Origin of the sequence: Bradyrhizobium sp. LVM 105, from assembly GCF_003957705.1 — a bacterium.
GTDB lineage: Bacteria > Pseudomonadota > Alphaproteobacteria > Rhizobiales > Xanthobacteraceae > Bradyrhizobium > Bradyrhizobium frederickii.
On record NZ_QZMV01000007.1, the window covers coordinates 239985 to 254084 of the forward strand.

Below are 14100 nucleotides of genomic sequence, written 5' to 3' on the forward strand. Positions count from 1 at the left end.
GCGCTCACCGCGCGAAGCTGATGAGATGGCCATGGTCCGGCGACGGCATCACGCCCATGGGGATGCCGTAGATGTTTTCGAGCTCGGCCGGCGTCATGATCTTGTCCGGTGTGCCGCGCGCGATCAGCTTCCCGGAATGCAGCGCGATGATCTCGTCGCAGAAGCGGGCGGCCATGTTGACGTCGTGGAGCACCACGACCACGCCGAGATTGCGCTCGCGGGCGAGCTGCCTGACCAGCGACAGCACTTCGATCTGATGAGCGATGTCGAGCGCCGAGGTCGGCTCGTCAAGCAGCAGGCACTCGGCGTCCTGCGCAACCAGCATGGCGATCCACACCCGCTGGCGCTCGCCGCCGGACAACGTATCGACCAGGCGATCCGCAAAGGGTTCGATATGGGTCAACGCCATGGCGTTTGCGACCTTCTCGCGGTCGATGTCACCGAACCGTCCGAGCGCGCCGTGCCAGGGATAGCGGCCGAGTGCGACCAGCTCCTTGACCAGCATGCCGGCGGCGGGCGGCGTCTGCTGCGGCAGGTAGGCGACCTTGCGGGCATAGTCCCGATCGCTCCAGGCGCGCAGTGCGCGGCCTTCGAAACGGATCGTTCCCGACGAGCTTGGCTGCTGGCGCGACAATAATTTCAGCAAGGTCGATTTGCCGGAGCCATTATGGCCGATCAGTCCGACGACGCTGCGCGCGGGAAGGGATAGCGTCAGCGGTTCGAGCAGCGCGCGCCCGGCCACCGCGAAGCCGACCTGGTCGAGCTGGAACAAGGGGGCGGGCGCTTCCAGCGAGGCCTGCGTGACGTCGGTTGGCAAGGCGAGCGTCCTTTCGCTCGTCTGCGCGTGTTGGATCGTCATGGTTGGCGCAGGCTCCAATAGGCGACGGCCAGAAGTTGGTGGCGGGAAAGCTTTCGCTCATCGCGCAGATGGTTGCGCAGGGCCTTCAGCGCCTGCGCCTCACACGCGATCCAGGCGAAGACGTCCTGATGGTGCGGCCATCGCACCGCCTTGACGGCGTCGACCAGGAGCTGCGTCGTCCCGGCTGGACGGCCCTCGCGATGCAACCAGCGGATTGCTACCCCGGCCGGGGCGGCCAGCGGAAGTTCCTCGCGCCGATCCGCGACCTCGATAAAGGCCTCACCCGCCGCTGTCGCGGGCAGCGTCTCCAGAATTCGCGCGATGGCGGGCAGGGCGGTTTCGTCGCCCGCCAGCAGCATCCAGCGCGCCGGACGAATGCCCCGGCCGAGCGGGCCGGCCATGCCGCAGATGGCGCCGGCCGTCGCGTTGACGGCGAACGCCGAGCCCGGCCCGGCATGATCATGGACCACGAAGTCGATGTCGATCTCGCGGCTCTGCAAGTCGATGCGGCGGATCGTGTAATAGCGGGTGACGGGCCTGCGGTCGGGCTCCGGCCACAGGATACGTCCGTCGGGCGCGGGCCACGGCCATTCGGGCTTGGCGAGGCCCTCGGGCGGGAAGTACAGCCGCACGTGCAGGTCGTCGTCATTCACGAAACGGGCGATATCGTCGCCCGTGAAGGTCAGCCGCCGCATGTGCGGCGTCAGGGTGATCGCGGACTTCAGCCGCATTTCACGGAAATTGGCCAGCGTGCCGCCGCTGGATTCGTGACCGGACCAAATGATGGTCGGGGCAATGTCGCCCGCGAACTCGATCACATGCGAGGCGACGACCGAGCGCAGCATTTCCAGATTACCCTTGTCGTTGGCCTCGACGCGAATCTTGAGCGCTTCGGCCTCGACGGCGAGGGAACTGGTGCCGAACGGCAGTTTCGCCACCATGAGACCGTCCCGGTCCTCGAAGGCGATGTCATGCTCGGCCAGATGATCGATCATCCGCGCGGCGAGGCCGGCGGCGTCGGGAAGCGCGATGCGGGTTTCGGAGATCAGCAAGTCCAAAGTCATTCTCCACCGGCCCTGTCCGATGCCAGCCTGCAAGTGCTTCGATGTCCGGATGTCGCGGCCTGGCACGGCTCTGGATCATAAATCCTGCTCGCTCGCCGGCTGCGATGCAAAAGCGATACTACCCGCATCATATTAAAGGCATTGCCGATCCCAAATTAGAATCCATCGAAAGAGCAGCGAAAATAAGCGCTGGAGTTGCGGGGCCGCCATCATGTATTCGCATCACTTCGGCACGGCTTGTCCGGCCATATAGGTTCGCTTCAGGTCTCCTCCAGCGCGGCTCTCATCATGAACTCACGAAGCGGCCTGACGACGCAGATCCTGCAGCTCCTGCGGCCTTACTGGCCACTCGTGCTCGGCGGCAGCGTTCTGGGAGTGGTCGGCGGTGCCTCCGTCGCGGCGTTGCTCGCGGTCGTGAATCATGGGCTTTATGCCACGCAGGCCGACGTGGTAACGCTGTTTTTCGCCTTCGCTGGCCTGTGCCTTCTGATCCTGATCGGTTCCATTGGCGCCGACATCAGCGCCAATTATGTCGGACAGCGGATCATCGCCGAGCTTCGTAAGTCGCTCGCCGCCAAAATTCTGGCTGCGCCGATCGATCAGCTCGAAATCTACCGGACGCATCGCCTGATCCCGGTTCTCACGCAGGATGTCGACATGATCAGCGATTTCGCGTTCTTCTTTTCGTCCTTTTTCGTGTCGCTCGTGATCGCGCTCGGCTGCATGGTTTACCTGGCGGTGCTGTCTTGGCAGCTTTTCCTGATCACGGGAGTCGTCATCGTGCTGGGATCGCTGGCGCATGGATATGCGAGGACGCGCGGCGTTCGCGGCTTCAGCGCCGCGCGAGAGGCCGAAGATCAGCTGCACAAGCAGTATCGCGCGATCGCCGAAGGTGCCAAGGAGCTGCGCCTTAATCGCGTGCGCCGTCGGCGCGTCTATGTCGAGCAGCTCCAGCAGACCGTCGACCGGATCAGCTCGGTGCAGATCAGGTCGATCAATCTGTTCGTGACGGCGCGGGCGTTCGGGACGATGCTGTTCTTCGTCGTGATTGGCGTGGCGCTGACCTTGCGACCGTTCCTGTGGCCCGACAGTCCCGTTGCGGTGTCCAGCGGGTTCGTGCTGGTGCTGCTCTTTATGCGCGGGCCCATCGACCAGGTCATCGGCATCCTGCCGGCGCTCGGCCGCGCCCAGGTCGCGATGCGCCGCATTGCGGAGCTCTCGGAGCAGTTCTCGACCCCCGAGCACGATCTGCTGGCCAGTGCTCCCGCTGCGCCCGCCAAGACCACCATCGAATCCATCGAGCTCCGCGGCGTAACCTATGCTTTTCGCGCCGTGCCGGGCAGCGATCCCTTTGTCCTCGGGCCGGTTGATCTGCTCGTTCGGCAAGGCGACATCGTCTTCATCGTGGGGCAGAACGGCAGCGGAAAGACGACCCTGATCAAGTTGTTGCTGGGCCTTTATGCTCCGCATGGCGGCGCCGTGCTGCGGGACGGTTCGCCGGTCCTGACGGAGACACGCGACGATTACCGCCAGCTCTTCACGACCATCTTCTCCGACTATTATCTGTTTGAGGATCTCATTCGTGGAGAGGGCGTGGTTCCTGATGTCGCGGAACGCTATCTCCAGCGGCTGGAGGTCGCGCACAAGGTTTCGGTCGAGAACGGCGTGTTCACGACGACGGACCTGTCGACCGGACAGCGCAAGCGATTGGCGCTGATGAATGCATGGCTCGAGGAAAGACCCGTGCTCGTATTCGACGAATGGGCCGCAGATCAGGATCCGGCGTTCCGGCACATCTTCTATACGGAGCTGCTGCCCGATCTGAAGCGTCTCGGAAAGACCATCATCGTGATTTCACACGATGATCGCTATTTCGGGATTGCGGATCATCTGGTGCGGCTGCGCGACGGCAAGATCGTCGCAAGCGAGGCGAAGGGCAGCAACGTCGTTGGGGCTTCAGCTGTTCCAACCCATGCGCCGCTTTAGACACATTTTAGCGAGCCGCTGATGCCATCTGTCGCACGCAAACCACGTCATGCGATCCCGTTTTGCGACAGGCCGTCAGATTTGTAGAGAATCTAATCTGCGTGTGCGCGCATTTCTTGTCAGCCTGTAGGTGAGTGATCTACACCACGCCTCAGCGATGATCGAGATGCGAGGGCCGGATGAACAAGGCTTCGGATTCCGGGACCGGACCTCGTGCGTTCCCGGTCGGCCCATATTCCGCCCAGACCGTTTTCCAGGAGGGCGATCGTCTTCGCGTCGTCGCCGCGGATGTGACCGCGTTGGAACTGCGTCTGCGCGAGCGCGTCGATCACATCGAGATCCTGAATGCTTCGGACGACCGCGAGGTTGCGGCACGGGCGGTGTCGGCGTCCGCCGAGGCGCTGTTTGCCTGGCGACCGGGCGCCGATCGGCTCGTTCTGGACTTCGCTGGAAGAGCGCCGCTTGCACGAGAGCTGACAGAGAGTGGTCTCGCCATCGTGTCCGAGGGGCAGCTGGTGCTGCTGCCCGAACTGGTCATGCAGCGGCGGGACAATTGGCTGGTCAACCCCGGGCGACCGCCATTGCCGCAACTCCACGTCATGACGGACGGCAAGCGCCATCCGCGCCGCGCCGCAAAGCCGGCGGGAAAGGTGTACGGCCGTTTCATTCCCTGGCTGTCGGAGGTCCTCTCGTTTCGCGTGGCCGATCTCGAGAATGATCTCCATTTGTTGCATCGCTGGATGAATGACCCCCGCGTCGATGCGTTCTGGAACGAGGCGGGTGATCTCGACAAGCATCGGCGGTATCTGGCCGGCATCCTGGCTGATCCCCATATACTGCCGTTGATAGGCTGCTTCGGTGATGAGCCGTTCGGCTATTTCGAGCTCTATTGGGCCAAGGAAAATCGCATCGCGCCGTTCTATGATGCCGATGACTATGACCGGGGATGGCACGTGGTCGTGGGCGAGGACGCTTTTCGCGGCGGTCGTTACATCAGCGCGTGGCTGCCGTCTCTGATGCACTACATGTTTCTCGACGATTGCCGTACGCAGCGGATCGTCGGGGAGCCGGCGGCGGCGCACTCCCAGCAGCTTCGCAATCTCGAGCGCTCGGGGTTTGCGAAGATCAAGAATTTCGACTTTCCCCACAAGCGCGCGACCCTGGTCATGCTGTTGCGCGAGCGCTTCTTCGGCGATCGGCTTTGGCTTCCGGCAGTGGCCGGCCCAACGGTCTCCTCTTAAAGCGCAAGCGGAGCGCGGCTTCATGTCTCATCAACTTGCGATCGAGCACGACGTCATTGGCGTCGGATTTGGGCCTTCCAACCTCGCACTCGCCATCGCATTGGACGAATGCGCGAAGCGATCACGGCTGAAATGCACGCCGCTGTTCGTGGAGAAGCAACCGCACTTCACCTGGCATGGCGGCATGCTGCTTCCGGGCAGCGACATGCAGATATCGTTTCTCAAAGATCTGGTCTCCTTGCGCGATCCGACCAGTCCCTTCACCTTCGTGAACTACCTGCACAAGCGCGGCCGCCTGCTGGATTTCATCAACTGCCGGACGTTCTATCCGAGCAGGGTCGAGTTCAATGATTACCTGCAGTGGGTGGCGGGCCATTTCAAGTCGCAGGCCGCTTACGGCGAGACCATCGTCGCCGTCGAGCCGGTGACGGCCGGGCAGACGGTGACGTCGTTGCGGGTGCATTCGCGCTCGCTCGCCGGCGGGGAGACCGTGCGGCTGGCGCGAAATCTCGTGGTCGCGGTGGGAGGCCAGCCCTATGTTCCGCAGGTGTTTGCCAAGGCTGCCGACGATCGCAGGCTGCTGCATTCCAGCCGCTATCTCGACCTGATCGAGCGCGTTGTCCCGCGCGGTCGGACCGTGCGCGTGGCCGTCGTCGGTGGCGGACAGAGCGCGACCGAGGTAACGGTCGATCTTCAGGGCCGATGTCCCGAAGCGCATATCGATCTGATCTTCCGCGGCCATGCTCTCAAGCCGTCCGACAGCAGTCCCTTCGTCAACGAGATCTTCAACCCCGACTATACGGACTTCGTCTACGCGCAGCCTGCCGACCGGCGGGATGCGATCGTCCGCAACTTCCGGAACACCAACTATGCCGTCGTCGATTCCGACCTGCTGGACCAGCTGTATCGGCTGCTCTACCAGCAGCGCGTCGGCGGCGACGCAAGGGTCGTGTTGCGTCCCCGCAGCGAGATTACCAATGTGGATGCGGGACCGGACGGCATCGAGATCGGCGTGATCGACAAGTTTCGCGGCGAAAACCGTCGTTCGACCTATGACGTGGTCGTTCTGGCGACGGGATACGACAGGGATACGCCGCACGGGTTTCTCGAACCGATCCGCCGCTATATTCGCGATGCGGCGCTGGATCGCAACTACCGGCTCGTGACCAATCCGGCGTTCCGGCCGCAGATCCACCTCCAGGGCTATTCGGAATCCTCCCACGGCCTGAGCGACACGCTGCTTTCGGTGATTGCCGTGCGGTCGCAGGAGATTGCGCAGTCTCTGCTCTCGACAATCTCGCGCCGGGAACTCATCGCTTAACGGGTCCCATCCCATTTCATTCGCGATCCGTTCGACGGAATTTGGCGTGTTCCGATTTCGATTTGGAGCGCCTTCGATCTAGAACTTGTCTAATCGAGATCAACCGAGGCGTGTACAGCAAGGACAACGCCATACGGCTCTGCTAGAGGTGATCTTAGAACGATCCTTGGAATGTTTGCAGCTTCGGGTGGAACTGACCTTGAGGAGAGCCTTCGAGCAAAGCTACGGTCAGTTGCCGGAGCGGATTGCAGTCATATTGGTTCACAGCCCCCTCGCTGCGTTGGTCGGCAGAGAGCCGTTGACGCGCATGAAATATCTCCTCGAGATTGCGTCGCTCCATACCAGGGCCGAACTCCTTGCACAGCCAGGACTGGGACAGATAGGCGTGCGCCGGATCGAGAAGTGGATGGCCGCTCATGGACATCGCCTTCGCGATGTCGGTGAAAGCCTAGATAGCGTCATCTGTCACTTTGCCTTCCGGAATCCGTCCGTTAGGAAAGGCAGCCGTCGTTGCCCTCTCTCGTCGGCGATCGCCTCGGCACCGGAGGAGCACTTGCACGAAGTGGCTCCGCAAGGCCGTGGCCTGCACCTGTAATCCCTGTCAGTTGCAATAAGGCTAGCTCGTCTCGCTCCGTTTCGCGGCCGAATGCCCGCGTGGATGCCGAACGCGCAAACGAGACCGCATGACCAGGCGCAACGCGTTGTCTCCAAGCTGTCGAACAGCCAATCTTGCACCTCTACTGGCGCCGATCGCGATCCGCACATTCGAGTTCACACCTGCCATGCCCGACAATGCAACGCATGCCATCTCGTCAGCACACGCCGCGGCATTGCACAGATTTGCTGCACGGCGATATGAATTGCAGCAATCTGCGCTGCAATAACGCGCTTGACTTCGATTTCGATCTCAACGACCGTATCGTTCAAGCGCGTTGGGCAGCACAGCCCGTCAACGCGACGAGTTCAAACCATTTCCAACGCCACGCATCTTGCGTGTTTGGTTGGCGGCGAGGGCGCCCTCGGCTTAACGGCCGGCGGGCGCTTTTTTTGTTTTGGATCGAGTGATGACGCGGGCGCTATATCGCATCGGTGTGATGTTCTCGACGACGGGGTCGTAAAGCGTCGTCGCGCGTTCGATGCTCAACGGCGCACTGCTCGCGTTCAACGAGATCAACGCCGCCGCCGGCGCGATTGCGCTGGGCAAAACTGCCGAGTTCGTAGAACGCAAGGTTGCGGCGGAGGATCAGCTCAAGCGCATTGACGTCCGCGCGCCGCAGAGCGGCACCGTGCATCAACTGGCCGTACACACGATCGGCGGTGTTGTCGGCGCTAGCGAAATGATGATGCTGATCGTGCCGGAGGAAGACGCACTCGACGTCGAAGTCAAGATCTCGCCGAGCGACATCGACCAGGTCCGGATCGGTCAGAAAGCTGTGCTGCGATTCTCTGCGTTCAGTCAGCGTACGACGCCTGAGATCAATGGGATTGTCAGCCGTGTATCGGCAGACATCGCCCAAGACCCGAAGACGGCTGCGACCTTCTATATTGCACGAATTGCACTGCTCAGAGATGAGCTGGAGCGACTTGGAAATCTACGTCTGGTGCCGGGCATGCCGGTAGAGGCTTTTATCCAGACCGACACTAGAACCGTTGCATCCTATCTAGTGAAGCCGTTGCATGACCAAATCCTCAAGGCGTTTCGAGAACGATAGGTATCTTTGGGACCGCGGGACTTTTACTGAGACGAATTTGGTTCTTCGAAAGACGGCGTCCGCCAGGCACGTCAGCTGTTGTCGTCCGCTGCGCTTGAAGGCAGACGCACTGTGACTCCGCGGTCGGCTTTAAGTAGCGCCCTATGTAGCTGGGGATACTGCAACCCCGAATCCGGTTCTCTCTTCGGGTTGGTTCAAACTGGCTCGGTTTGGGCGAATTTGGCTCAAATTAGCCTATGATGGATCAAAGCAAGACTTTGCGTCAAAACGACCAGGCTGAAGTGTCAGCAGGTCGTCTTTGCGTGCTTGGGAGGCTCAGGGAAACGTTCGACGATGGCGGGATTGTGGAAGTCGTGGCGACCGTCGCTGCGTACAACATGGTCTCCCGCTTTCTCGTCGCGCTCAACGTTTCGCATTGATCTTGCGCGGAAAGGGCTGCCAGGCCTCGGCTTGCGTGAGCTTGGTATCGACGACAGGGGCTTGCCGTGCAAGACCGGCGGCTTTTAGCGGACTGTCGAGATCCGATGTTCCAAGTGAGGCTGCCCGTCGATAGGAATCCCGAATCCAAAATAGTGCGTTTAGCGATGTAGCGGACCATGGACTCGAACGCCCGACTTCGTTGCCAAGACGGAGGCTCTGTCGGCACTGCCGCAGACGTCGCGGCGGGCAAAATCAAGGTGCGCGTCGCGATTGATGGGGAGGCGGAGAATCGCCTCTTGCTTTGGGGTATGCCGCCAGCCTGGAATAGCCAAGGGCGGCGCCGATGGTTCTGGCTGCCTCCATCACGTGAACTGAATATTCCTTGATCTGCTTGCGCTTGATGCGGGTGTCGGGGCCGGACATGCCGATCGCTCCGACGAGTTCGCCGGAGCGGCCGAGGATCGCGCAGGCGCAGGCCGCGATGCCCTCGCGCCACTCGCCATGCAGCACGGAGGAGTAACCCTGCGCGCGTGCGAGCTCAATGTCCTCCCGCAGCTCCTCGAGCGTCGTTCGCGTCGTTTCCGTGTAGCGCCTGAGATGCGGCCGGAATCGTTCCAGGTAGTCATCCGGCATATGTGCGAGCATCGCTTTCCCTGTCGCCATCGTGAAAGCAGGTGCGCGCATGCCAACGCTCGTATGGGCGCGGATATGGTGAGCGCTTTCGATCTTATCGACGTAGACGACGTCAGTATCTTCGAGCACGGACAGGTGAATGGTTTCGCCGGTGATCTCGGCAAGCTTCGTCATTGCCGGTCTCGCGACGTTGATGAGATCCATCCGGTGGATGACGTGGCTGCCCAGCGCCCAGATCTTGGTCGTGAGCTCATACATGCTGTGCGGGGGGATCTGGCGCACGTATCCTTGGGACTGCAAGGTCATAAGCAGCCGATGCACGTTGCTCTTGGTGAGCTTCAACTCGCTCGCGAGGTCCGTGACCCCGCGAGGTTGCTCGCTCAGAGCAAGCGTTTCCAGCAGACGCAGTCCCTTGATAAAAGCCTTGTCCATCCGTCAGCCGAAATAGAATGATCTTTCATCCGATCTAGCATGGCCGGGCGGTCGGCCATAGTCCCGCGGATCGGGTGTCCCCGATCCTTGCGGATCGGGGACATCTGCGGATCAGCCTGCCTATTGAGCCAGCAAGGCGTTGAGCTTCTCCTGCCCGTACTCTTCGTTGGTGGAGTTTCCGGCCGGCGAAGGTCCGCCCCAGTAATCTGGGCTCCACTCGATCGCCTTCGAGATGTTGTCCGGGTTGTTGGCCCAGTAGCGGGCGAGCTTCTTGTCGGTGGCGGCCTCGAACACGACCCGGGAGGGGAGGGCGACCGGGAAGGTCGAGGTGAGCTGTGCCGCGCGCTTGGGCTCGAGCCGCCAGGACAGCAGTTTGAGCGCGTTGTCGTAGTTCGGCGCGCCCTTGGGGATCGAGAAGAAGTCGTAGTAGACGAAGCCCTGGTTGAAGGTCAGGTCGATCGGCGCGCCCTCCAGGGCGAGCTTGCTCATTGAGCCGGTGTAGGCCATGCACATGTCGGCCTCGCCGTCGAGCAGGAGTTGCGGCGGCTGGGCGGACGTCGTCCACCATTTGGCGATGTGCGGCTTGATCTCCTTGACCTTCTTCAGCGCCCGCTCCATGTCGATCGGGTAGAGCTTGCTCTTCTCCACGCCGTCGGCCATCAGCGCCGCTTCGAACACGAAACGCGGCCAGGCCGGCATGCAGCGCCGGCCGGGGAATTTCTTCACGTCCCAGAAGTCGGCCCAGCTCGTCGGTACGTTTTCGCCCTTGTACTTGTCCTTGTTGTAGACGAGGCCGACGCCAATCACCTGCAAGGCCACGCCCTTCTTGCGCTTCAAATTGTCCGGCATCGCCGCCAGCGTCTGTTTCGCCCCGTCCGACAGCTTGGAATAGTCGATGTCGGCCAGGCAGCAATCGCCGAGCAGCTTCGTCTCCTGGTCGAAGATGAACGTCAGGTCCCATTGCGCTTTGCCGGCCTCGGCCTGAGCCTTGATGCGGGGGCCGCTACGGGCTTCCTGGACGGTGACGACCTTGATGCCGGTCTCCTTCTCGAACGGATCGTACATGACCCTTCGCAAGGCATCGCCATACCCGCCGCCCGGATCCTGCATGATCACGACGTTGCTCTGCGCTTGAGCCAGACCCGTTCCCATCGCGACGAACAGGGCCGAGGCCAATACGGAAGCCGATAGCCGCCAGCGTTTCATTCCCAGCATTTTCTCTTTCCTCCAGTTGAAATCGATCATTGTGACGTCGCCTTCCGCGACGTCGCGAGAACGGGGCGTGCAAGGGCGAGCCCGGCGACCACCAGCAGCACCTCCAGCGTCGAGACCACGGCCAGCACCGGGTTGAGCCGATAGTTGACGTCGCCCCACAGCATGAGCGGAAGCGTCTTCAGCTCCGCGCTCGACAGGAACAGCGTCAACACCAGTTCGTCGAACGAATGCAGGAAGGCGAAGAACGTCGCTGCGGCAAGGCCCGGCATGATGGCCGGCAGCGTCACCAGGCGGAACACCGTCAAGGACGACGCGCCATGGACGGCGGCCGCTTGTTCGAGCCTGGAATCGACGCCTTGAAGCGAGGCGGACAGGATCACCACGACGAGGGGAAGGCCGCCGATCGCATGCGCGGCGGCAAGGCCGAACACGGAGCCGACGAGATCGAAGCGCAGGAACAGGCTGTAGAGCGACAGGCCGAGCACGACCGGGGGGACGATGATCGGACTTACGAGAAGCAGCATGATGGCTGATTTGCCGCGAATGTTACTCCTGACGATGCCGAGGGCCGCCGAGGCGCCCAGTGCGATCGCGATGGCGGCCGACATCGCCGCGACGACCAGGGATGTCCAGAACGCCCGCATCCAGTTCGAATCCGAGAAGAACTGCTCATACCAGCGCAATGAAAAGCCCGGCGGCGGGAAGGTTAGATAGCTCGCGCTGCTGAAGGAGATGATCATCACCACGATGATGGGCAGGATGAGAATGGCAATGACCAGGCCGCCCATGAGGCGCACGGTCCAGGTCCCGCAGCTCGCCGGCAGCCGCCCGAACAGCCGCAGGAGCGGCCAACCGATGAAATCGGCAACCGACGCGCCGAAGCTGCGGCGGCCGGCATCGCCCGTGTGGACGTCGGTGGCTCTTGGCACGGCCGCCGTCAGCTTGCGGCCGCCCCAGATGAACTCGAAGCCGAGGAAACGTCCGGCCACCGCGACCACCGCCAACGTGATCGTCAGCAGCACCACGCCCAAGGCTTGCAGGAATCCCTCCGACGTGACCGAGTCCGCCTGCTGGGTGATGTGCATGGCAAACATCTGGTCGCCGGGTCCCCCGAGCAGGGTCGGCGTGATGAAGAAGCCGATCGCGGCGACGAAGACCAGCAGGAAGCCGGCGCCCATCCCGGGCAAGGTGAGCGGAAGCAACACGCGCCAGAACGCCGCAAGAGGCCCGGCGCCGCTGGCGAGCGCCGCGCGCGTCAGGCTTTGGTCGAGGCGCGCTACGCTGGAATAGATCGTCAGCACCATCAGCGGCAGAAGCACCGCGGTCATGCCGAGAAGCACCGTGCCGCGATTGAACAGAAGCTGCACCGGCTCGCTCAATATGCCGATCGAGACCAGCAGCTTGTTGACCGGCCCGTTGCGGCCGAGCAGGACCATCCAGGCGTAGGTCCGGATCAGGATGGCGATGAAATAGGGCAGCACGATCGCAGTCGCAATCAGGACCTGGGCAATGCCGCGACTGCGGTGAATGAGCAGCGCGGTCGGATATCCGAACAGCAGGCACAGGCCCGCGACGGTCACCGAGATCTGCATCGTGCGGACGAGCGAATCCCAATAGAGCGGTATCGCGAACACCCGCGCGAAATACGACGACCACGACGGTCCGCTGACGCTGATACGGATGAGATCGATGAGCGGGAGGAGATAGATGAAGGCCAGGAAGACAAGCGCCGGCAGCAGCAGCAGGGCCGGATCCTTCAGCCTCCTGACAAGATCAAGCTCCGCAGGACGGTCCGCCTGGACGCCGATCGATGCCGAGCTCATGCAAGCACCCAACAGTCCGCGGCGCCCCAGCTCACGTGCAGACGATCCCCGACGGAGGGCAGGGGCCGGTCCGCCATGTCGGTGCACCTGATCAGGAGCGGCTCTCCGCCCTCCATGTGAGCCTCGATCCGCAGGATCTCGCCCAGGAAGATGGCAGACGTGACGCTGACGGGTGTGGAATTCGCAGTCGGCTCGTTCGATACGGCGATGCGTTCCGGACGCACCAGCACGGTTGCGCGCCCGACGTCGATCGTGTCCCGGCTTTCGGCGCTGAACACGTATCCCGCGCGGTTCTTCATCGTCAGCGTCGATCCGCGCTTCTGCAGAATCTCTGCTTCGATCAGGTTGCTCTCGCCGACGAACGAGGCGACGAAGCGATCCGTTGGATGTCGATAGATGTCCAGGGGGCGGCCGATCTGGACGATCTTGCCCGCGTTGAGCACCGCGATGCGGTCGCTCATGGTCAGGGCTTCGCCCTGGTCATGGGTGACGAACAGGATCGTGCTGCCGATGGTCCGGTGCAGGTCGCGAATCTCGATCTGGATCGACTCGCGCAACCGCCTGTCGAGGGCGCTGAGCGGTTCGTCCATCAACACGACCCTCGGCCTCCTGACGATGGCGCGGGCGATCGCGACGCGCTGTTGCTGCCCGCCCGACATCTGCGAGGGGGACTTCGTCGCATGCTCCGTCAGGCGCATGATTTCCAGCGTCTCGGCGACGCGTCGGTCCGTGGTTGCCCGGTCGACGCCCGCCATGCGAAGCGGAAACGCGACGTTCTGGCTCACCGTCATGTTGGGAAACAGCGCGTAGCTCTGGAAGACCATGCCGAAGCCGCGCTTGTGCGTGGGCACGTTGTGGACGGGCTTGCCGTCGACGAGGATCTCGCCGCTGTCGAGGCTTTGGAATCCGGCCACGAGGTTGAGCAGCGTCGTCTTGCCGCTGCCGGAAGGGCCGAGGAGCGTGATGAATTCACCTGGCTCGATGTCGATGCTGATCCGGTCGACCGCATGAAAGCTGCCGTATCGCTTCACGGCGTCGCGGACGGCGATGCTTGATCCGATGGTGCCGCGCTCCCGGGGGAGGCCGCTTGGCGACGTCCGAGCGCCTACATCGCCGGAGCGCGTCGTGCGCAGAGCCGCGGGCTCACCCATTCTTCTCCTCCCATTCGTTCTATATTGTAGAACATTATTCCAATTATTGTTGGCGTAGCGCGCGCACTTGTCAAGTCGCGCTGTTCAGCCGCGACGCAGCCGCGCGCGCCGCGATCGCCTGCGCAGGCGAGATCCCCTGCAAACAAAGGCTTCTTCGCTGAAGCCAGATTGACAGTCGCGTTCAAATCCGTCTAACATTTATTTGGAATAGTGTTCTACAATATAGAACAATTTTGGGAGGAT

At 62.3% G+C, this 14100-nt stretch carries 10 protein-coding genes and 1 pseudogene; 4 read left to right on the forward strand and 7 right to left on the reverse strand.

Annotation, left to right across the window (positions count from 1 at the left end; all coding sequences use genetic code 11):
• Window positions 1-4 precede the first annotated feature (4 nt).
• The gene (locus tag D6B98_RS21400; protein WP_126258902.1) at window positions 5-859 is read right to left on the reverse strand and encodes an ATP-binding cassette domain-containing protein; all 855 of its coding nucleotides are present in this window, start codon (window positions 857-859) and stop codon (window positions 5-7) included.
• Window positions 856-1917 (reverse strand): siderophore-interacting protein, encoded by a 1062-nt coding sequence (locus D6B98_RS21405; protein WP_164718763.1) that lies wholly within the window; start codon window positions 1915-1917, stop codon window positions 856-858. Before D6B98_RS21405 ends, D6B98_RS21400 begins: the two co-directional genes overlap by 4 nt.
• 294 nt (window positions 1918-2211) lie before the next feature.
• Between D6B98_RS21405 and D6B98_RS21410 the strand changes: the two genes are divergently transcribed.
• The 3 genes from D6B98_RS21410 to D6B98_RS21420 all read left to right on the forward strand — a co-directional run bounded on the left by D6B98_RS21410 (window position 2212) and on the right by D6B98_RS21420 (window position 6471).
• Window positions 2212-3909 (forward strand): cyclic peptide export ABC transporter, encoded by a 1698-nt coding sequence (locus D6B98_RS21410; RefSeq protein WP_126258904.1) that lies wholly within the window; start codon window positions 2212-2214, stop codon window positions 3907-3909.
• Between the two features lie 299 nt (window positions 3910-4208).
• Window positions 4209-5150 carry a GNAT family N-acetyltransferase gene (locus D6B98_RS21415; RefSeq protein WP_502699909.1) on the forward strand — a complete coding sequence of 314 codons (942 nt, stop codon included), beginning with the start codon at window positions 4209-4211 and terminating at the stop codon, window positions 5148-5150.
• A gap of 22 nt (window positions 5151-5172) precedes the next feature.
• Complete coding sequence (locus tag D6B98_RS21420) at window positions 5173-6471, forward strand: lysine N(6)-hydroxylase/L-ornithine N(5)-oxygenase family protein (RefSeq protein ID WP_126258906.1); 1299 nt, start codon at window positions 5173-5175, stop codon at window positions 6469-6471.
• 154 nt (window positions 6472-6625) lie between these two features.
• On the opposite strand, the gene D6B98_RS21425 is transcribed toward D6B98_RS21420, so the two are convergent.
• Window positions 6626-6889: a hypothetical protein gene (locus D6B98_RS21425; RefSeq protein ID WP_126258907.1), complete on the reverse strand. Its 264-nt coding sequence runs from the start codon at window positions 6887-6889 to the stop codon at window positions 6626-6628.
• Between the two features lie 781 nt (window positions 6890-7670).
• On the opposite strand from D6B98_RS21425, the pseudogene D6B98_RS21430 reads away from it, so the two are divergent.
• Window positions 7671-8183: pseudogene (locus D6B98_RS21430) on the forward strand (beta-barrel domain-containing protein); the annotation flags it as partial.
• A 672-nt stretch (window positions 8184-8855) separates the two neighbouring features.
• On the opposite strand, the gene D6B98_RS21440 reads toward D6B98_RS21430, so the two are convergent.
• The 4 genes from D6B98_RS21440 to D6B98_RS21455 form a co-directional block, all read right to left on the reverse strand.
• A complete protein-coding gene (locus D6B98_RS21440) occupies window positions 8856-9668 on the reverse strand; it encodes an IclR family transcriptional regulator (protein WP_126258908.1) in 813 nt (270 codons plus the stop codon).
• Window positions 9669-9788: 120 nt separating this feature from the next.
• The gene (locus D6B98_RS21445) at window positions 9789-10883 is read right to left on the reverse strand and encodes an extracellular solute-binding protein (RefSeq protein WP_126258909.1); all 1095 of its coding nucleotides are present in this window, start codon (window positions 10881-10883) and stop codon (window positions 9789-9791) included.
• A 26-nt stretch (window positions 10884-10909) separates the two neighbouring features.
• A complete protein-coding gene (locus D6B98_RS21450; RefSeq protein WP_126258910.1) occupies window positions 10910-12706 on the reverse strand; it encodes an ABC transporter permease subunit in 1797 nt (598 codons plus the stop codon).
• Window positions 12703-13857 (reverse strand): ABC transporter ATP-binding protein, encoded by a 1155-nt coding sequence (locus tag D6B98_RS21455; RefSeq protein ID WP_094974110.1) that lies wholly within the window; start codon window positions 13855-13857, stop codon window positions 12703-12705. The genes D6B98_RS21450 and D6B98_RS21455 overlap by 4 nt, the downstream gene beginning before the upstream one ends.
• Between the last annotated feature and the right edge of the window lie 243 nt (window positions 13858-14100).